This window comes from Chitinophaga rupis (genome assembly GCF_900109685.1).
Lineage (GTDB): Bacteria > Bacteroidota > Bacteroidia > Chitinophagales > Chitinophagaceae > Chitinophaga > Chitinophaga rupis.
In genome coordinates, this window is the sequence record NZ_FOBB01000006.1 from 228313 (window position 1) to 249484 (window position 21172).

Sequence of the window (21172 nt, forward strand, 5' to 3'; positions counted from 1 at the left end):
TATAGTTTTATCTGTAAGCGCGTATACCCCACAATGGCCGTTTCATACATTGGGATCAGGGGTACCGGCTACTGTTTCATAACAGGAAGCTACGTATTGTTTTCATTATCCGGACGGATGATCATACGTAACGACTGGTCTTTGCTAAAGTAAGCCACCGTCCAGTTGGCTAATGTTTTTAAGCGGTTGCGGTAATTGATCAGCGACATTACATGTACGAACAGCCACATAAAAAACGCAATAATGCCTTTGAAATGCAGCACTGGTTTGGGAAGGTCCGCTACCGCCTTGTTGCGGCCTATGATAGCCATAGAGCCTTTGTCGTGGTATTTAAAGGGCGTTACTGCGTGGTTCAGCGCCATGGCTTTAAAGTTCTTTGCCAGGTGCTTACCTTGCTGTATGGCCGTTTGCGCTACCTGTGGATGCCCGTTGGGCCAGTGCGGCTCATGCAGCTGTAAGCAGGTATCGCCAATGGCATAAATATTCGTGGTACCCTGTACCTTGTTGTATTCATCTGTAAGCATGCGCTTACCGCGCCCGTAGCTGGCAGCTGGTATGCCTTCAAACATTTTTGCGGTAACACCGGCCGCCCATATGAGGCTCTTGGCTTCAATGGTATCGCCATCGTCCAGGATCACGGTATCATTTACATAATCTTTTACGTGTACGTTTAACCGTATGCGTACGCCCATCCTGCGCAGCGCATCATAGGTGCCTTTCTGCGACTGTTTGCTCATGGGCGATAGCAGGCTTTCGCTGCCATCCACCAGGTATATCTCGCCGCGTGTGCCGTGCAGCTCCGGGTAATCTTTTAACACGATGGTACGGCCCATTTCAGCCAGCATGCCCGATATTTCCACGCCTGTAGGTCCGCCGCCGGCTATTACAAAGGTGAGCAGCTTTTTACGCTCCGCCTCATCTTTGGTAATAATGGCCCTCTCCATTTGTTGCAGCATGCGGTTACGCATGGCAATAGCATCATGCAGGGTTTTCATGGGCATGGCATGCTGTTTTACGTTTTGCATACCAAAGTAATTGGTTTCCGCACCGGTGGCAAACACCAGGTAATCATAGGTAAGCTCCCCGTTATCCAGCACCACCTTATTTTCTTCGGTCACTACCTTTACCACGCTTCCCAAACGGAAGTGCAGGTTATTTTTATGACGGAATAATTTACGGAAAGGATAGCTGATGCTGGAGGGTTCCAGGAAAGCCGTAGCCACCTGGTAGATCAGTGGTGGAAAAAAGTTATAGTTGTTCTTGTCAACCAGCGTAACGGTATAATTCTTATTGCCTCCCAGTGAACGCGCCAGGTTAATACCTGCAAACCCGCCACCCACAACGATAATGTGCTTCATAAAACCAATTTTTGCTTGCTAATAGATCCGTTCGAAAATTAACCCGGTTCCTGTAATTATTGTCGTCTAAAACATTAAATTTAAGGTACTTTCTCTTCATATTAAACCTTACTCACCGGAAATCTGTTTTTTATGGATCAGCGTATCATAAACCTCTTTGATGAATATACCCACAAGCCTTTACGGCGCGATGAATTTATTAACCGCCTCATACGGCTTACCGGCAGCCTGGCCGCTGCCACCGCGGTTTTACCCTTACTGGAGGTGAACTATGCACAGGCGGCCACCGTGCCGGAAAATACCGCTGGCATCCAGGGCCAGGATATTACCTACCCGGGAGACGGCATTACCATGAAAGGTTACCTGGTAAAACCCACCACACTGGCTGCCGGCGCTAAAACAGGGGCCGTGATCGTGATCCATGAGAACAGGGGCTTAAACCCGCACATCCGCGATGTAACCCGGCGGGTGGCACAGGCAGGGTATCTTGCCCTGGCGCCGGATGCCCTCTCTGCCACGGGCGGCACGCCGCAGAATGAGGATGAGGCCCGCGACCTCATAGGCAAGCTGGATGCGCAAAAGAACCTGAACAATTACCTGAAAGCCCTGGATTACCTGGGCGGCCTGCCGGAATGTAACGGTAAAATTGGTTGTGTAGGTTTTTGCTGGGGTGGCGCAATGGCCAACCAGCTGGCAGTAAATGCCCCTACGCTGAAAGCCGCAGTAGCCTATTATGGGCGGCAGCCGGATGCAGCCGATGTGCCAAAGATCAAAGCTGCCGTACTATTACACTATGGCGGGCTGGATGAACGCGTAAATGCCGGCATACCGGCCTATGAAGCCGCCCTGAAAGCAGCAGGCGTTAAATACCAGCTGTTTGTATACGAAGGAGCGCAGCACGCGTTTAATAACGATACCGCCCCTACGCGTTATAATAAGGAAGCAGCAGATAAAGCCTGGGAAAGAACTTTACAGCTATTCAGCGAGACATTACGTTAAGCGATGTTATTCATAACAAAAGGCTGTCTCATTTTCCTGAGACAGCCTTTTGTTATTTTAGTATATCCGTAAACGTTATATACCCATACGTTTAAATCACATACTCAAACACCTTTTGCACTTTCTTTTCTTCAAACCCGTTTTTCTCATAAAAGGCATGCGCCTCTGTTCTTTTCACCTGGCAGCGCACCCGCAGCTTGTTGATATTTCTTTCTGCTGCCCACTTCTTAGTTTTCTCTACCAGCAGGCTGCCTATGCCTTTACCACGGGCGCTGGCGGCCACTACCAGGCCGCCTATTTCACAAAAGGGGCCGGTTTCCAAACGCATGGTGTAAAACACATGGATCCATCCCACTACCTGTTCATTCATCACAGCCACATACGCCATGTCATAATTACTCTTATCAATGGCTGCAATGTTAGTGATGGTATCCTGTACAGTTAATGGATAACCTAATTGTATAGAAAGCTCGGTGATCTGTGGGGCCTCTTTCATAGTAGCCGCCCGTATCTGGATGGTACTGTCCATGACGTATAATTTCCATGATAATACAAAAATTTGCCCGATAAATATTTTAAAAGTATCTTAGAAAGATAACCCAACCCTGTTAATAACCCGTTTTTACAACACATATCTTTTCAAGGAGCAGCCGAAAACCTTCTGACAGAGTAGGCAAATTTGTTTAACCAAAATTCCTTTGTATGAAAAAGAAAACCAAGAAAAAGCTCGACGTCAAAAAACTGAAGATCAGCCGACTGAGTGAAACAAACCAGGCCAAGCTGAAAGCCGCCACTATTCCGCCAAACACTTTCTGGTGTGAAACAGGCCCGGGCTTCTGAACCTAGCATTAAGATCTTGGGGCTGGCCCAAAAGAATGTAAAATCATAAATGCAAAATTTCAAATGTAAAAGTAGAATGTCACGGTACCAGGTGCTGACGCAGGTTCGCTGCATTCTACTTTTACATTTATGATTTAAAATTTTACATTTTACATTCTTTTGGGCCAGCTCCTGTTATTAACTCCTCTTATAAAGGCTTATACCTGACTATAAACAACAGGCCGCCCAAAAGGCAACATAGCAGTTTGCAAAGCCTGCAAAGCATTGACAGGGGCGGTTTCACAACGCCACGCCACAAAACCATCCGGCCTCACCAGCACCGCGCCGGTAGCGCTGATACCTAATATTTTTTCGATAGTACCTGCTGTAAAAACCAGGCTGCCCTGCGCACCAATACTGTACACCGGTACCTGCATAGCAGCCGCAACCTGCTGCCAGCCTGCATTATCCATGCCGGTAAACAATACAAAGCTTTTTCCTAACAGGTCCAGCGTAGATATTTGCTTACCCTTATACAACACCCAAAGATGTGGCATGCGCGTACCCGGTGTGCCATCCAGCGCGCGGGCCGGCTGAAATTCCTGCGTGGGCAATGCATTATCCAACACGGCGGCAGATGTATATTTAAAGGCCGGTAATCCCAGCAAGCCTCCTACATAACGCATGGTCAGGCGATGGCTGCTTTGCTGCCAGCCTAAGAACGAAGCTATTTTAGCACCTGTTACCGTTGTAATAACATTCAGTATGTTCAGGAAATTCTTCTTCAATAATCCATCTTCATCAGACCAGTTGCCGCTTTGTATGGCATAATGTAAACCAACCGGCTGCCGCTCCGTAGTGTAGGTTTGCAGCAGCGCAGGCGCCGCGGTTCCCTGTAATACAGCAGCCAGCTTCCAGGCCAGGTTATGCGCATCCTGTATGCCGGTATTAGCGCCTTTACCGCCATAGGGTGTCATTACATGCGCAGCATCGCCGGCCAGGAAAATACGCCCATGCTGCATATTAAGCACCACCTTTACCGTAGGCTGCCAGGGTAAAATGCTGATGATGCGGATAGGCAGCCCCGGCATGCCCAGCACCTCCTGCAAAATAGCAGTCACCTTCTCAGTGCTAAGATCAGCGGCGTTCTCCACCGCCGGATCATAATGCAGGTGAAACACCCAGCGATTGCTGCTATTAATAGTGGCAAGCAGCCCTTTTCTTGTAAGCGTTTTTATGATCACAAGGCTGAAACGTTTGCCTTGCAGGATGGCTGCCAGGTCGGCCTCAAAATAAATGTTCAGCAGGCTTGCGATAGCGCCCCTGCCGCAAACCGGCGCCTGCAAAGCTTCCCGCACAGGGCTTTTAGCGCCATCGGCAGCTATCATATAGGCAGCGCGTACGGTTTGTGTTTCATCCGTTTCCCGGTTACGGATCAGGGCTGTTACGCCTTCTGCATCCTGCGTAAAAGAAACCAGCTCCGTATAAAAGGCCAGCTGTGCGCCCCGTTCCCGCGCAGCTGCCAGCAATACCGGTTCTGAAAGGTCCTGCGTGCAACGGGCGGCTTCCTCAGGGCTTAATGCCATGATCTTGTCTACACCCAACACTTTGCCGGGCGTTTTATTCCCGGGTTTTATTTTTTTTAATGCCGCGGCAAGGCTGCTGTTCTTATAAATACCCCAGCTATGTGCCAGTGCCTTCCCTGCATCGCGGATGGCTTCACTCAGCTGCAGCTCCCGGTACAGCTCCATGGTGCGTATGTCAAAACCCCTGGCCCTGGGGTGAATGGAAGTGCCTTTATGCCGCTCAATTAATAAGGGTGTAATGCCTTGCTGTAAAAGGAATAATGCGGCCGATAAACCTACCACGCCACCGCCCACAATTAAAACAGGTACATGCAGGGTGTTTGTTGTTACATTCATTGCTGATGGATTATGTTGCCGCAAAATTGCACCGACCGCTCAGCGGCAAAGGGCACCAACGGGATTTTTTTGTACCTTAAACGGAGTAATCTGACTGGATCATGCCACAGCAGGAACAACATCCTGATTTCCCGGGTTTTGATGAGATAACCAATTTGCCGGAAAGTGAAACGCCTTACATTTTCTCTGTTTCCCTGCCGCAGGTGGATGGGCATTTCCGTCTCCTGAAAATGGGCGCCATAGCCCTTTCCGACGGCTGGATGCAGCTGAAGGACAAAAACCTGGAATATGCGGCCATGAAACATTTTAATGAGCTGCCCCTGGTTGAAATGAACTTTTCCCTGGAAGGCTGCATCCGCCAGAAGCTGGGATTCATGAAAGAGGATGTGCTATTCACAAAAGGGTACCACAATATTATGTACAACCACGGGGAATGGGAGCATAATCAGTTCATGAACGGCGGCATTCACAACACCTTTACCATTAATATTCATGCAGACCGTTTTATGGAATTGTTCTCCGCTTACTCCTCCCCCATGGACCGGCTGGCGGAAAACGTGCTGAAACAGCAACCCTTCCTGCTGCAGCAACCAGGCCTGCCTTATACCCCGCAGATGTTATCCATCATTAATTCCCTGTGGAGCTGTACTTTAACCGGCGGTTTAAAACAGCTGTTCCTGGATTCAAAAATGATGGAGCTGTTGCTGCTGCAATTTGAGCTTTTCACGCAACCTGCGCCGGGGAAAAATACAGGCCCGGACAAAAACGAGCTGGAAAAGCTGCACCTGGCGCGGGAAATACTGCTCCGGGATATCCAGCACCCGCCTACCCTGGCCCAGTTGGCGCGCCAATGCGGGCTCAATGAATTTAAGCTGAAGAAGGGGTTTAAAGCGGTCTTTAACAACACGGTATTCGGGTACTTTGCCGCCACCCGCCTGGAACAGGCCAGGCAGCTCATTTTACATACCGGTAATACCATCTCTGAAATAGCCTACGAAACCGGTTTCAGCCACCCGCAGCACTTCCAGCGGGCCTTTAAAAAACACTTCGGCATCCCGCCCGGGCAGCTCCGTAAATAGCAGCAGACTTTTCCATTACAATAATCCGGGATAAGTACAACAGAATCCGTTAAATAGCCATTCTTTTCCATTCATTTTCGTTGCACCTTTGCTTGTAATAAACAGTAAATAACGATTCACTTATATACAGTGTAACAGTTGTAGGTTTAGGTACAGGCCGGAGTATTCTTATTCCGGTTTTTTTATTTTTTATAAGCCCCATTCGTCGTTCATCACAGTTATAAACCGGTTCATCCCTTTTAACAAATCTTTTACTGCACCCCGGGATTAACCATAAAATATTTTATTATTCTTTGTGGAAATAACTATTGTCAGCATCTCAATAAGTTTAACCGTCAACTCCCTTCATGAAAAAATATTTATTCATTGTTTTCCTCATAGTGCCCTGCCTGTGTTATGCCCAGCAACCTGCTGTGAAAGGCAGTGTATTGGATACGCTCAATCATCAGCAGCTATCCAACACTGTGATCGCTGTTTTACAGGCAAAAGATTCTATTCTGCAAACCTTTACCCGCAGCGATGCAGGCGGTAAATTTTCCATACCCCGCCTGCCACCCGGTAAATACCTGCTGCTGGCCACTACACCGGGATATGCAGATTATGTAGAACCGTTCACGTTAGCCGACAGCACCTCCACCACAAATGTTAATATTATACTATCGCTCAAAAGCCGGCTGCTGAAAGAGGTGCTGGTGAACCAGGCCATAGCCGCTATTAAGCTAAAGGGAGATACTACCGAATATAATGCGGATAGTTTTAAAATGCAGCCCAATGCAACGGTAGAAGACCTGTTGAAAAAGCTGCCGGGTATACAGGTAGATAAGAATGGGCAGATCACCGCCCAGGGTGAAAAAGTGCAGAAAGTGCTGGTAGACGGGGAGGAATTTTTTGGAGATGATCCTACCCTGGCTACCCAGAACCTGCGGGCCGATATGGTAGACAAAGTGCAGGTGTTTGATAAAAAAAGCGATCAGGCGGCCTTTACCGGGATAGATGACGGGCAAAAAACAAAAACGCTGAACCTGAAGCTGAAGGAGGATAAAAAGAACGGTTACTTTGGTAAAGCCAGCACCGGTGCGGGTAACGACGGCTTTCACGACAGCCAGCTGATGCTGAACTTCTTTAAAAAGAAACGCAAGATCTCCGGTTACGGCATTGTTTCCAACACCGGTAAAACAGGGCTTAACTGGGGCGAAAGGGATAATTACGGGCAAAGCATGTCGGAAAATTTCAGCTACGATGAAAATACGGATATGTATTCGGGCAGCTTTCAGTCAGACGACCTGGAGAACTGGGACGGACGGTATAACGGGCAGGGCTTTCCGCTGGTGCAAACCGGGGGCCTGCATTTCAATAATAAGTGGAATGAGGATAAGCAATCCATTAACGGTAACTACAAGATCCTGAACCTGCATATGGACGGTTACAGCAATACGAACTCCCAGTACCTGCTGCCGGATACCTTTTACTATACCAATTCCAGCGAACGTTTTGCCAACACTATACTACGGCAACGGGCTAACGGTATATACGACCTGCAGATAGATTCTACCTCCTCTATCCGTGTTACTGCCGACGGAGGCCTGGATCATAAGACCACAAAGAGCGCCCGCACCATGCAGTCCATAGCACAGGATAATGCACTGGTAAACCAGAATGAGCGCAACATAGCTACCACCGGGGATATACGTACAATAAACAGCAGTATATTATGGCGCAAAAAGCTCCGCAAAAAAGGCCGCACCCTTTCCCTGAATATCCAGGAAAAGTATAGCCAGAATAATTCCGACGGCTACCTGGATGCTGTTACGGAATTTTATAAGAATGGCAGCGTGGATTCCTCACAGGTCATTGATCAGTATAAAACAAACCGTAACGAAAATATTACGTTTGATACCAGGCTTACTTATTCAGAGCCTTTGTCAAAGTCCAGCTCCATTATATTGAATTACGGCATAGTGGTTAACAACAGCAGCTCCAACCGCAGCTCCTTTAACCAGGACGCCAGTGGCAAGTACGGTGAGCTGGATTCTTTATACAGCAACGACTATAAGTTCAATGTATTCACCCACCGGGGCGGCGCTACTTATAGCCTTGTTAAAAAGAAATTACGGGCCAATGCAGGTCTTAGCACAGGCCTTACCAGCTTTGACCAGCAGGATATGCATACCGGCCTTAAACGTAACCGTGATTTCGTGAACTGGTTCCCGCAGGCATCTTTCAGCTACATGTTCAGCACCCAGCGCAGGCTGTCCATTAACTATAACGGCAGCACCAACCAGCCCAATATTGACCAGATACAACCTTTACGTACCAACGAAGATCCGTTGAACATCAGCATTGGCAACCCGGACCTGAAACCGCAGTTCTCCAACAATATCTGGATGTTCTTCAGTGACTATAAGATCCTTACGGATCGCGGCATCTGGATCAACGGCTCCTATAACTTTACCTATAATGCCATTACCAGCAGAACCGTTATTGACGCCAGCGGAAAAAGAACCAACCAGGCCGTGAACGTGGACGGTAACCGGAATGCCAATCTGTACCTGGGTTATAACTTTAAGATGAAAAAGCTTGACATGCGCGCCGGCTTCAATGGTAATGTAGGCTACAGCCGTTATGTAAACTATATTAACGAAGCGATGAACACTACCAACAGTGGCAACTATACCCTGGGAACTTATCTGAATAAATCCAAAGAAAAGAAATATGAGATCCGCATGGAAGCATCGGCCACTTATACCAACAGTAAATCATCTGTACAGCAAGCTATAAAAACCAACTACTGGACCTTCAGCATTAATCCCAACATAGACCTGTTCTTCCCCTGGAAGCTGCAGCTGCACACGGATTGTAATATAAACCTGCGGCAGAAGACCGCTGCTTTTGACAACAATAATAACGTAGTATTATGGAACGCCTGGATAGGTAAAAAGTTCATGAAGAACGATGCGCTGATGATCAAGGCAGAAGTGAACGACCTGCTGAAAGAGAATATAGGCTTCAACCGGCAGGTGAACAGCAACTTTATTTCTCAGCAGAACTATGGCACCATTAGCCGTTATGTGTTCTTATCCATTAACTGGAACTTTAATAAAACCGGCGCAGGCGCTAAATAAAAAATTACGATCATGAAACAATTACTCCTGTATATCCTGTTAGGCTGCGCCGTAAACGCCACGGCGCAAAACCCCGTTTATCTTACCCAGGGCCGTATTGAGTTTGAGAAAAAAGTGAACCAGCACGCCCGCCTGGAAGCGCTGTTTAAAAATGAGAATGATGATGGCTGGAAAGACATGGAAAAAAAGCGCCTGCCCCAGTTCACCAGCTTTTACTTTGACCTGGTTTTTAATGGCAATACCACCTTATATGCGCCGGGCCGGGAAAACCCGGATAATATACGCCTGCGGCCGGAACCCGGCAATGATAACGTGATCTATGACCAGCTGGATAAAAAGGAAAGCACCGCCAGGAAAACCGTATTTGAACAGGTATTCCTGGTGAAAGACAGCACCCGCAAGATTCGATGGAAAATAACCGATGAAAAGCGCAATATTGCCGGTTTTGATTGCCGCCGCGCCAATGCGGTGATCATGGATTCCATTTACGTGGTGGCATTCTATACAGATGCTATTGTTACCCCCGGCGGCCCGGAATCCTTTACCGGCCTGCCCGGCATGATACTGGGCATAGCATTGCCCTATGAGCATATAACCTGGTTTGCTACAAAAGTGCTGGCAGAAGATATTACACCCGATAAATTAAAAGCGCCCACAAAAGGCAAAGCTGTAGATAATAAAAAACTGCTGGAAACCATTACCAGCAGCATGAAAGACTGGGGTCACTATGGTAAGATCTATACGCTGATCATGATGTTGTAATTATATACGCACCTGCCCGTTCCCATATACAAACCATTTTTCCGTTACCAGCTTTTCCAGCGCAAAAGGCCCGCGGGCATGCAGCTTCTGGGTAGAGATGCCTATCTCCGCCCCCAGGCCGAACACGCCCCCATCTGTAAACCGCGTAGAGGCGTTCACGTATACCGCAGCAGCATCTACCTCATTCATAAACCGTTCACTAATGGCTGCATCCGCTGATATAATGGCTTCTGAATGTTTGGAGGAATAATGGCGGATGTGCGACAAAGCTTCATCTGCACCTTCCACCACTTTTACGGAACATTTAAAGTCCAGGAACTCGCGGCCAAAATCTTCCGGGGTAGCATGCTGTAAATAAGGGTAACCGGCTTTTTCCAGGATGGGATAGGCAGTTTCATCTGCAAAGATCTCTACATTATACGCCTGTAAGGAAGGCGCCAGCAATGGCAGGAAATCCGCTGCCACCGCACGATCCACCAGTACCGTATCCAAAGAATTACAAACAGAAGGCCGTGTTACCTTGGCATTGGTTACAATGATAGCGGCCTGCTGAAGATCGGCCGTACGCTCCACATAAGTATGGCATACACCGGCCCCGGTTTCAATTACCGGCACCCGGGCATTGTCACGCACAAAGTTGATGAGCTGCTGGGAGCCGCGGGGAATAATAATATCAACATACTTTACAGCGGTCAGCAGCTCCATAACCAGGTTACGGTCTGCAGGCAGCAGCTGTACCGTTGCTTTAGGCAGCTCAAATTCCGACAGTACATCCTGTATAAGCCCTACCAGGCAGGTATTGGTATAAAAAGCATCTGTACCGCCGCGCAGCACACATACGTTACCGGAGCGGATACACAGCGCTGCCACATCTACCGTTACATTAGGCCGCGATTCATAGATCACACCTACTACGCCTAAAGGCGCCGTACGTTTTTGCACCAGCAGCCCATTGTCCAGCTTTTTCTCTGAAAGCAGCTGGTTAGAAGGATCCGGCAGTTTGGCTATATCCGTAAGGCTGTCTGCTAATTGCTGAATACGTGTTTTGTTCAGCAGCAGCCGGTCCTTTTTAGGATCGGTGTCCGGCATGCGTTCCAGGTCCTGCTGGTTGGCGCTTACAATTTCGTTTATATGTTCCTGTAAGTATACCCCCAGCCGTTTCAGCAGCTGCTGCTTTTGGCGGTCAGGAAAGGTTTTAATAGCACTGGTGGCTTGCTGCGCCTGTTCCAGTAAAGGCATGATAGACTCCATGAAATGATTTTTTTTACAACAACACAATATCATCAGCGTGCGCAATCTCTACGTTCTGCGCTTTTTTATTACCGGCCAGCACATCGGACGATATTTTTGCACGGGCTACCGCAATTGCTTCATGCTGTTCGTTTACAATTTCTATTACTTCGCCGCGGGTAAATTTCTCCAGGATGGCCTTTACGCCTACCGCCAGCAGGCTATGACGCTGTTCCAGCGCTTTTTGCGCACCGGCATCTACCTGCAGGCGGCCGGTTACCAGGCTGCCGCTGGCCAGCCATTTTTTACGTGCCGGCATGCTGCACTCCTGCGGCAAGCATAAAGTACCGGTAGTACCTGCCAGCGCATTTAAAATACCATCGGCAGTATGAATACCAAAAATCACCACGCGTATGCCCATGCGGGTAGCCAGGCGGGCAAAGGTAAGCTTGGATACCATGCCGCCCAGCCCCAGACTGGATTTGCGGGTATCTGCCAGCGCAAAAATGGCTTCATCTATGAGCGCTATCTGTGGTACTACTTTGCCTTCCTTATCCAGCACACCGCCCACCGAAGTGCTGAACAGCAAACCGGAAGCGCCAAAACCTACTGCTATCAGCGTGGCCAGTTCGTCGTTATCAGAGAACTTTAGCTCCAGGTCGCTCACCACATCATTTTCATTGGCTACAGGAATAATGTTGTTGGCCCACAGCTCCTCATAGGTTTTTTTCAGCTGCAGGAACTGGCTGCGGTTGCTGAAATGCCGCCGCTCGCACAGGCTTTGCGCAATGGCAATATTATAAGGCTGAAAATACTGAGCGTATTTATTTAACAGTAAAGGGTTGCCAATAGCTGCGGCAGCCTTGCGTTCACTAATGGTACCGCTGTATTGCGGCAGGTATTTTTTACCGGCAGCTACCGCCCCGGATGATACCAGCACCATATTATACTCCGCATGCAGGGTAGCTACCTGCCTTGCTATAGCGGCTACTATTGATTCGTCCAGCTCTCCGTTCTGATGGGTAATTGACGCCGTTCCAAACTTGATCACTAAAATAGGCTTGCTCACTGAGATTGAATTTGGCCCCCAAAATATTGAAAATATTTTGGAACCCATACCGCCATATCAGCCTGACCGCGGTTGCCCCAGGCGTAATAGGGAATAAAAGTTACTTTCAGCGGTTTGGTATCATTCACGGCTGCTTCCCGGTACAGGGTGTTTTGCCAGCCGGTATCACTGCGCAGGCGCACAGTACCGGTTAAGCCCATCATATTATTATGGTCTATTTGCATAGGCACGGGCTGCAGTGCAGCTTTATCCGGCATTACAATATCAAACAGGTTAGCGCCTTTGGGCAGGTTGGCCCCTTCCAGACAATACACAATGGGGCCGCGTTTTACAGCCACCTGGTTACGGGTTTCTTCTACCAGCGGGTTGCTTTCCATTAAGGTTACCGGCATGGGTAATTGCAGGGAGATCACATCGCCCGCTTTCCAGCTGCGGTGCAGCGCCGCATACTGACCGGGTATAGCTGTAACACCGGCCGGTTTGCCATTTACCAGCAAGGTGGCCTGGCGGCTCCAGCCAGGTATGCGCAGGAAAACGGTGAATGCTTCCGTCCCTGCCGCCTGCACGGTTAGCTTAACATTCCCATCCCAGGGATAATTGGTAACCTGTGATAGCTGCAGGGCTGCGCCGTTCTTCAAATGCGTATGCAGCTGGTTAGCGCCATATAAATGTACCCACACCCCTTTATCTGAAATACCATAGGCATAATTGGCAGTTTCCGCAATGGTGCGCACCACATTGGGCGGGCAGCAGTTGGACAGGCTGATGTAGGGTATGCGCTCACCTGCCCAGCGCAGCGTGTAAGGGTATTTTTCAGATACGCTTAATGGGTTGGTATAACAAAAACGGTCCCCATCCAGGCTAATGCCCGACAGCACACTATTATATAATGCCAGCTCCAGTACATCCGCATAGCGGGCATCGCCGGTGATTTGCAGCATGCGCCAGTTCCACAGCACATTGCCAATATTGGCGCAGGTTTCATTATGCGCGGTCATATTAGGCAGCTGGTAATCGCGGCCATAGGCCTGGTGTGTTTTCTGAATTTCCAGGGGGTTGTAGGAAACACCGTAGGGTGAAACCCCATCGTACAAAGCCCCACAGGCGCCGGTGATATACATTTTCCGGTACACCACATCCTGCCATATTTTATTTAAACAGGTTAGCAGGGAATCGTCGCCTGTTTCCGCATACACATCCGCTACACCGGCATATAAATAATTGGCGCGTACGGCATGCCCCATGGCTTTGGTTTGCTGGCGAAAAGGTACCCGGTCCTGGTTATCATCCGTACCACCTTCCACATAACCTCTTATATTGATCAGATTCTTAGCCAGCTGTAAATACTTAGGATCTTTTGTGGTGCGGTATAGCTCTATCACCCCCATGTAATGGGAGGGGCAGATGGCATTCCGTGCCAGCTCCGGTGATGCTTTTTTATAAAAACGGTCCAGGTAATCTGCTGCTTTAATGGCAATATCCAGCAGGGTTCTTTTTCCCGTAGCGCGGTAGTGCACACAGGCGGCCGTCATCAGGTGACCCATATTATAGGTTTCAAAATTCAGCTTGTCCTCAAATTCCTTTACACCGGCTTTAGCATGGCGTGCAGCGATCATTACGGGGGTGTGAATATAACCGTCTGCCCGCTGTGAGGCCGCAATTACAGGGATCACGCTATCCATCAGCGCATCCAGCTGTTTATCTTTGGTAGCTGCGTATAAACTGGCTACGGCTTCCAGTAGCTTATAAAAATCACCATCATGAAAGGGAGGGCCTGCGTGTGACCCGGTATCCAAACCGGCTGCTATCCTGAAATTTTCATAGGAGTGGCTTATTTGCGGATCGGTATAGGTCTTCCATAAATGTGGCACCATGGCTGTTTTACAGATGGCAAAACGCTCTGCCCAAAAACCGCTGGTCCATTGTACAGCACCCATATCTACACTGCTCAAAACAGCAAACCGGCTATTGCCGGTATTTACAAGTGCCTGCTGCTGGGCGTTTACAAAGGCTGGCAGTGCCATCATCACCAAAAATAATAAGCGGTTCATAAGTGGAAAGTGTTTACTGTTCAGCAAGATAATAAATATCTGCACTATACTACACTATACTACTTTTATAGACGGGTGCTGCATTTGCGGGGTCCAATTATAGCAGAATAAATTTCGCGGAGCGCTAAAACGTTTTATCTTTAACACTACTTATTAAAAATAATATTGCCATATAAACAATGAAGAAAAGCTTATTCTATTTGCTCTGTTTAGCCCAGCTGCCGCTGTTTGCACAAACAGGCGCCAACCTGACCCATTATGTAAAACCCATCATCGGTACACAAAAGATGGGACATACATACCCCGGCGCTACCGTGCCTTTTGGCATGGTGCAGCTTAGCCCGGAAACAGATACCCTCCCCTACGAGATGAATGGTAAGTACAATCCGGATGTATATAAGTATTGCGCCGGTTACCAGTATGACGATAAAACCATTACCGGTTTTAGTCATACACATTTCAGCGGCACCGGCCACTCTGACCTGGGCGATTTCCTGATAATGCCTACCACCGGCGCTTTACAGCTGAACCCCGGTACTGCCACCAATCCGGAAAGCGGTTACCGCTCTACCTTCTCCCACCAGTCAGAAGTAGCGGAACCCGGTTATTATAAAGTAAAGCTGGATGAATACAACATTCTGACAGAGCTTACCGCCAGCAACCGCGTGGGCTTTCATCAATACACCTTTCCGAAAACAGACCAGGCACACATTGTCCTGGACCTGATGGCCGGCATTTATAACTACGAGAATAAAAACGTATGGACGTTTGTACGTGTAGAAAACGATACGCTCATTACCGGCTACCGCCAGACCAATGGCTGGGGGCGCACCCGCTTCGTGTACTTTGCCATGAGCTTTTCCAAACCATTTTACCGCTACGGACAAAAGAACTATGCCCATGATGTGTACCGCGGTTTCTGGGGCAAGTTTGACCAGGCGCACAACTTCCCGGAAATGGCCGGCAAACAGGTAAGAGCTTACTTTGATTTTAAAACCACCGAAGGAGAAAAGATCAAGATCAAGTTTGCACTGTCACCGGTAAGCACAGAAGGCGCACTGCAAAACCTGCGCACAGAAATTCCCCACTGGGACTTTGAAAAAGTAAAAGCAGACGCGCAGGCGCTGTGGGAAAAAGAGCTGGAGAAGATCAATATAAAGCTGGCAGCTAATGATGACATGGTGAGCTTTTACACGGCTATGTACCACGCCTTTTTAAGCCCTACCACTTTTATGGATGTAGACGGCGCTTACCGCGGCCTGGACCAGAACAATCATATGGCCAAAGGTTTTACCAACTACACCACCTTTTCCCTGTGGGATACCTACCGTGCGCTGCACCCGCTGTTTAACGTGATACAGCCCAAACGGAATGCAGACATGGTACAGTCTATGCTGGCCCACTACGATCAAAGCGTGCATAAAATGCTGCCCGTATGGTCGCACTACGCCAATGAGAACTGGTGCATGACGGGCTACCACAGCGTATCTGTAATTGCAGATGCCGTAATTAAAGGCAATGCTCCCTTTGATGCCAACCATGCGCTGGAAGCCTGCGTAAACACTGCACGTTACAAGCTGTATGACGGGCTGGAATATTACATGCAAATGGGTTATGTGCCGGAAGACAAAAATTCATCGTCCGTATCAAAAACCCTGGAGTATGCGTATGACGACTGGTGTATTGCGCAAATGGCCAAAAAGCTGGGCCGGAACGATCTGTATGAAGAGTTCATTAAACGTTCCGCTAACTTCAAAAATGTGTATGATGCCGGTACCGGCTTTATGCGGCCAAAGATGAGCGATGGTAAGTTCCGCAAGGATTTTGATGCCTTAACCACCATTAACCAGGGCTTTATTGAAGGCAATGCATGGAACTACAGCCTGTATGTGCCGCAGTACCCTAAGGAAATGATAGCCCTGATGGGCGGCGAAAGCAAATTTATTCCCCACCTGGATTCCTTGTTCACCATGCATTTGCCGGATGCTTTTTTTGCGGAAACAGAAGATATTAGCCGCGATGGTATTATTGGCAACTATGTGCATGGCAATGAGCCCTCTCACCACGTGGCCTACCTTTACAACTGGACCAAACAGCCCTGGAAAACACAGGAGCGGGTACGCATGATCCTGAAAAAAATGTACCATGTGGGCCCGGATGGTTTAGGTGGGAACGACGACTGCGGGCAAATGAGCGCCTGGTACATCTTCACGACCCTGGGTTTTTATCCTGTATGCCCCGGCTCTGACCAGTATGCGCTGGGCAGCCCTGCCATGGAGCAGGCCACCCTGCAGCTGGACGGGAAAACCTTTACCATTACAGCCAAAGACCAAAGCGATAAGAATGTATATGTGCAAAAGGTAGTGCTGAACGGGCATACGCTTACGCAGCCTTTCATTACCCATGCGGATATCATGAACGGCGGTGAGCTCACTTTTTACATGGGCGCCAAACCGGCTAAAAAGAATTACCAGTAGCCGTTCACAGCCGGCTGACCACGGTCCACTGCCTATTGCATATGGGTAGTGGACCGTGGATTTTTATATACTATCCGGATATTGATATGAATACTTTTGTCCCGGTCTTTTAGCTTCCCTGAACAGTGCTTCGTCGACAGAGGACCGTCCCCAACAGATAAATACCTGCATAAGTTGATTAAATTTATATCCGGAATCCCCAAATGGTTCCATGGCGTATATGCAGGTACCTCCAACAGAACAGGATTTTATCTTCAACATGCAGGGCATTGGCGGCATCCAGCTGGGTAAAATGCCCAAAAACGTACGGGGTCTTATTCCCTTGAAGGATTACCGGCACCGGCAGCGCTTTATGGTATTGCCGGACATTGACCGGTTCTATGTGTACAATGGTTCCCTGAAAGCCCGTCTGCGCCATCCCCAATCCACTATTGATATCCGCTACCTGCTGGCCGGCACCAATGAGCAGGGTTTTATAAACAGCCTGTTTGTGTACCCCATGCCGCCGGGCGGCCATATCGCGGAGCGTTTAAGCCAGGTGTATGGTGAGCCGCGGATCGGTTTGGGCAACCTGGGCGGGCAGGTAGTGAACTCCAATCATTTTTGGGTAACGGAAGGTGAAACAGAGATCTCTTACGTAGGACCGGAGCAGAGCATGCGGGAAATGGGCATTATCGTGTTCCGTTTCTTTTATGATTCGGAGGCGCTGCACCAGTTCACCCTTGCATTAAAACGTTGATAATCAAAAATACCTTATGACCGCCTATCCGGTATGAAACCTGGTAAAAAAAGAAAAGGCCTGCTAAACAACAGGCCAATTATGGTACTTTGGGGGGGACAATACAATTGGGTTTTCACAAGAGTACAAAAACTTCAGGGGTAGGTACAATGTTGATGAAAGGTTGCATTTGTGTTTCAATTGCAAGTTCAAATTATCAAAATGAATCCAATTAAAATGCGTGAAGAGGTTCCTGAGTCAACTTTGCAAGTGTTAAAATGGCTATCTTAGTAGCATAAACCGTCCGGAAAGGGCAAGTACATGTGAACCCGCAAACCTTTAACCAGCCGTACTTAGCCGATATTTACAACGACCAGAACTAACGGGAACGAACATAGATTTACGGGCAAACTGTGGTAAAAAATCCGGTAATAAACTAACCTTAAAATGTACATATACGAAAGGAGTGGCTGCGTAAATCACGGTATAATTACCCCCGTATTTTAACGGGCTTTGCGCTGTGCTTTTATATATAAGGGGGTATAAGAGGGGGAGCTGGGGCCGGAATCCCTCTGAATTTAGCGACTGTAGAATCATGGAAAAAAGACACCGATAAATCACGGTATGTGAGCACCGTGATTCACGCAGTTTTACCTGGATGTTTCTTCATATTTTTTACCGGAAAAGACGGTTTTTATATTACAAAAAAATCAATACGACATGATTATGGTTACATTATGGATTTAAGTAATTTATTATCTAATGAAAATAAGTAATTTATAAATAACATTATATCAGATTTGAGATAGCTTTATAAAGTTATTTGATCATTAAACCTAAAACTTCCGATTATGTCCTCTACTAAACAAATCAATAAAGTGGGCAAATTCGTGGATGCTCGTCATGTAAATGAACTCCGTGAGAATTACCGTGCCGAAAGATGGATTGAGAATTCAAAGCATCTTGGTAAACCCGACTCATTAAGTGTTTGGTACAGCCTGGATGAATTAAAGCAGTATCTGGACACAGCTGCTGCTGCCGGAGCTGATGGAATACGGGTTTACTTCGGAGCTTATCCTTCCACATATCCCGAAAACATTTTGCATGCAGGCCGCCAAACCGTAGTGTTTGTAGCCACACAGCAAAAATTAAGCGAAACAGGTAAAACCGAAAACAAAGACCTGTATGTTTCCACACCCAAAGGCCCTGAGGTGGTGGCATTTAACTTTGGCAGCCTGTGCCCTCCAACCTGCCCTGGTGGCGGCGGTACAACGAAAGACCTGCCCACTTTTATTGTAGCGAAAAAATCTTAAGGTTTAACAGCCGTCTCAACCTGTTTATTACTGCCAGACAATCCTTTGTCTGGCAGTTCTTTATAGTACCCCATGCTAATTCATCTGACTTTCCTAATTTGATGCCGTATTTAATAATTGCTATGCACCCAACGGATATACTAGATTTCATCGCCGAAATTCCTGTTTATATTATTTTCATCTTTCTATGCCTGGTGCTCAGCCTGGTATCACTGGCTAAAAAGAATCCGCCCCCTTACCTTGCACTGTTCACCTGTTATCTCTTTTTAACCCTTGTCATTGAATGTGTAGGCTGGTCGTTTAAAAGAGCGAATAGTAACAACCTTACCATGTACAACCTCTATGGGGTAGTGCATTTAACCTATGCTATTTACCTGTTAAGCTCTTTTTTACAGCCGGGAAAGGCTAAACAGGTCTTCACCTGGATCATGGTGTTTTACCCTGCGATTGCCTTGCTGAACATCTATTTTATACAGGGACCTCGGCATTTCGGGACTTATAGCTATATTGTAGGAGCGGTAATTGTGGTTGTCTGTTCCATCAATTATTTTTACCAGCGCATTAAATTTCCCGGCCGGGATAACCTCCTGCGGGATCCCTCCTTCTGGATTGCTACAGGGTTACTATTTTTTAATGCGATAACGGTACCGTATCTGGGGATTGTAAATTTTGTAGCCAATATACCGCAGTATGCATATAAAACCTTTTCCAATATCAATGCCGTGTTAAGTATTATTCTTTATTCCTTGTTTTGTATATCATCCGTATGCAGTCTGAATTTCCGGAAGTTGCCATCGTAATTGTCACAACTATTATCCTGTTACTTTTCCTGGTAGGGTTTATTGTTATTATGCTGATCCTGAATCAGAAGAGCCGCCTTACCCAGGTACAGGAGCTGCGTTTGATGGAAGAAAAGTATGAGCAGGAGCTGTTAAGGACCCAGCTGGAAATACAGGAAAATATTTTTGGCAACCTTTCCCAGGAGATCCATGACAACATAGGGCAATCCCTCACCTTTGTGAGCCTTTCCCTGCTAACTGTACCGGTAGAAAACGGTAGCGAGGCGCATCTTTATATAGAAGAAAGCCGGAAAATGCTGCAAAAAGCCATTGCTGAACTGCGGGACCTTTCCAAAGGTTTACAAACAGAACGCATCATAGATATAGGTTTGGTGAAGTCTATAGAATTTGAGCTGCAAAGGCTGGAAAGAACAAATTTGTACAAAACTTCTTTTAATTTTACAGATGTTCAGAACCTGATGGACTCCCAGACAGAAACCATCCTGTTCAGGACTGTACAGGAAATGCTGAACAATATTGTAAAGCACGCCCGGGCCAGTGAACTCGAAATACACTTAACCCATGAAAACGATACTATTAACCTGGAGATAAGGGATAATGGTATAGGATTTGACCCCGGTACCCTGTTGGAAAAAGAACACTCAAAAGGCCTGGGATTGCGGAACATCCGCAAAAGAGCCGCCCTCATCGGCGGCACCTGTAACATCAATAGTATAAAAAATGGCGGAACAACCATACGCATAACCATACCCGTAAATAAACAACCTTTCCATGAGCACAACGAAGAAAGCCAAATATAGTGTAGCAATTGCCGACGACCATGTGCTGGTTCGTAAGGCGCTGGGCAGGCTTATTAACACCTTTAACGATTACTTCATGCTGTTTGAAGCCAGTGGCGGAGAAGAAGTAATTAAGATCATTAACAGCCGTGAGATACAGTTACCGGATATCCTGATACTGGACGTGAACATGCCGGGCATGAACGGATATGAAACCGCCACCTGGATCAATAACCACTTTCCGCAGATCAAAGTACTGGCGCTGTCTATGCTCAACGATGAATCCGTGATCATTAAAATGCTGAAATCAGGCGCCAAAGGTTACATTATGAAAAATGTGGAGCCGGACGATCTGAAGGATGCTTTTGACTCAATCATCAAAAAGGATTTTTACCTGCCGGATTACATTTCCGGTAAAGTGATCTCCGGCCTGCAGAAAGATGTACTGTCCGTAAGTGAAAAAATAGACCTTACTCCCAAGGAAAAATACTTCCTGCAGCTGCTGTGCACAGAGCTTTCCTATAAAGAGATTGCGCAGAAAATGTATGTAAGCCCCCGTACCATAGACGATTATAAAAGCAGCCTGTGTGAAAAGCTGAAAGTGAAGACCCGCGTAGGTTTGGTAATATTTGGAATTAAGTACGGCCTGATAGACATCACGAATTAAGCATAAA

17 protein-coding genes are annotated in these 21172 nt (G+C 47.5%); 11 read left to right on the forward strand and 6 right to left on the reverse strand.

Annotated features, from left to right (window positions below; translation table 11 throughout):
* Positions 1-89: 89 nt before the first annotated feature.
* Positions 90-1358 (reverse strand): NAD(P)/FAD-dependent oxidoreductase, encoded by a 1269-nt coding sequence (locus BMZ54_RS22180; protein ID WP_089917512.1) that lies wholly within the window; start codon positions 1356-1358, stop codon positions 90-92.
* Between the two features lie 132 nt (positions 1359-1490).
* Here BMZ54_RS22180 and BMZ54_RS22185 point away from each other — a divergent pair, with 132 nt between their 5' ends.
* Positions 1491-2357, forward strand: a complete 867-nt coding sequence (locus tag BMZ54_RS22185) for a dienelactone hydrolase family protein (protein WP_089917515.1) — start codon at positions 1491-1493, stop codon at positions 2355-2357.
* Between the two features lie 91 nt (positions 2358-2448).
* Here the strand turns inward: BMZ54_RS22185 and BMZ54_RS22190 are convergent, their stop codons facing one another.
* Positions 2449-2886 carry a GNAT family N-acetyltransferase gene (locus BMZ54_RS22190; protein ID WP_089917518.1) on the reverse strand — a complete coding sequence of 146 codons (438 nt, stop codon included), beginning with the start codon at positions 2884-2886 and terminating at the stop codon, positions 2449-2451.
* Between the two features lie 173 nt (positions 2887-3059).
* On the opposite strand from BMZ54_RS22190, the gene BMZ54_RS32985 reads away from it, so the two are divergent.
* The gene (locus BMZ54_RS32985) at positions 3060-3197 is read left to right on the forward strand and encodes a hypothetical protein (RefSeq protein ID WP_156093024.1); all 138 of its coding nucleotides are present in this window, start codon (positions 3060-3062) and stop codon (positions 3195-3197) included.
* A 197-nt stretch (positions 3198-3394) separates the two neighbouring features.
* On the opposite strand, the gene BMZ54_RS22195 is transcribed toward BMZ54_RS32985, so the two are convergent.
* On the reverse strand, positions 3395-5098 hold the full coding sequence (locus BMZ54_RS22195) for an FAD-dependent monooxygenase (RefSeq protein WP_089917520.1): 1704 nt from the start codon (positions 5096-5098) through the stop codon (positions 3395-3397).
* A gap of 101 nt (positions 5099-5199) precedes the next feature.
* On the opposite strand from BMZ54_RS22195, the gene BMZ54_RS22200 reads away from it, so the two are divergent.
* The 3 genes from BMZ54_RS22200 to BMZ54_RS22210 all read left to right on the forward strand — a co-directional run bounded on the left by BMZ54_RS22200 (position 5200) and on the right by BMZ54_RS22210 (position 10061).
* A complete protein-coding gene (locus tag BMZ54_RS22200) occupies positions 5200-6177 on the forward strand; it encodes a helix-turn-helix transcriptional regulator (protein WP_089917522.1) in 978 nt (325 codons plus the stop codon).
* Between the two features lie 347 nt (positions 6178-6524).
* The gene (locus BMZ54_RS22205) at positions 6525-9299 is read left to right on the forward strand and encodes a TonB-dependent receptor (RefSeq protein WP_089917524.1); all 2775 of its coding nucleotides are present in this window, start codon (positions 6525-6527) and stop codon (positions 9297-9299) included.
* Between the two features lie 12 nt (positions 9300-9311).
* Positions 9312-10061, forward strand: a complete 750-nt coding sequence (locus BMZ54_RS22210; RefSeq protein WP_089917525.1) for a GLPGLI family protein — start codon at positions 9312-9314, stop codon at positions 10059-10061.
* Here the strand turns inward: BMZ54_RS22210 and BMZ54_RS22215 are convergent, their stop codons facing one another.
* From BMZ54_RS22215 to BMZ54_RS22225, 3 genes are read right to left on the reverse strand one after another with little or no spacing between them, the layout of a single operon-like run.
* Positions 10062-11312, reverse strand: a complete 1251-nt coding sequence (locus tag BMZ54_RS22215) for a glutamate-5-semialdehyde dehydrogenase (RefSeq protein ID WP_089917528.1) — start codon at positions 11310-11312, stop codon at positions 10062-10064.
* 13 nt (positions 11313-11325) lie between these two features.
* Positions 11326-12360 carry a glutamate 5-kinase gene (gene proB / locus BMZ54_RS22220; protein ID WP_089917531.1) on the reverse strand — a complete coding sequence of 345 codons (1035 nt, stop codon included), beginning with the start codon at positions 12358-12360 and terminating at the stop codon, positions 11326-11328.
* Positions 12357-14411: an aceric acid hydrolase gene (locus BMZ54_RS22225; protein ID WP_089917534.1), complete on the reverse strand. Its 2055-nt coding sequence runs from the start codon at positions 14409-14411 to the stop codon at positions 12357-12359. The genes proB and BMZ54_RS22225 overlap by 4 nt, the downstream gene beginning before the upstream one ends.
* 179 nt (positions 14412-14590) lie before the next feature.
* Here BMZ54_RS22225 and BMZ54_RS22230 point away from each other — a divergent pair, with 179 nt between their 5' ends.
* The 6 genes from BMZ54_RS22230 (at position 14591) to BMZ54_RS22255 (ending at position 21165) form a co-directional block, all read left to right on the forward strand.
* Entirely contained in the window at positions 14591-16888 is a 2298-nt protein-coding gene (locus tag BMZ54_RS22230) for a GH92 family glycosyl hydrolase (RefSeq protein WP_089917536.1), read from the forward strand.
* A gap of 220 nt (positions 16889-17108) precedes the next feature.
* Positions 17109-17627 carry a hypothetical protein gene (locus tag BMZ54_RS22235; protein WP_143081104.1) on the forward strand — a complete coding sequence of 173 codons (519 nt, stop codon included), beginning with the start codon at positions 17109-17111 and terminating at the stop codon, positions 17625-17627.
* Between the two features lie 830 nt (positions 17628-18457).
* Positions 18458-18919 carry a hypothetical protein gene (locus BMZ54_RS22240; protein ID WP_089917540.1) on the forward strand — a complete coding sequence of 154 codons (462 nt, stop codon included), beginning with the start codon at positions 18458-18460 and terminating at the stop codon, positions 18917-18919.
* A 122-nt stretch (positions 18920-19041) separates the two neighbouring features.
* A complete protein-coding gene (locus tag BMZ54_RS22245; protein WP_089917543.1) occupies positions 19042-19719 on the forward strand; it encodes a hypothetical protein in 678 nt (225 codons plus the stop codon).
* Complete coding sequence (locus tag BMZ54_RS22250) at positions 19686-20519, forward strand: sensor histidine kinase (protein ID WP_089917545.1); 834 nt, start codon at positions 19686-19688, stop codon at positions 20517-20519. The genes BMZ54_RS22245 and BMZ54_RS22250 overlap by 34 nt, the downstream gene beginning before the upstream one ends.
* A complete protein-coding gene (locus BMZ54_RS22255) occupies positions 20491-21165 on the forward strand; it encodes a response regulator transcription factor (protein WP_089917547.1) in 675 nt (224 codons plus the stop codon). Before BMZ54_RS22250 ends, BMZ54_RS22255 begins: the two co-directional genes overlap by 29 nt.
* The last annotated feature ends 7 nt before the right edge of the window (positions 21166-21172 follow it).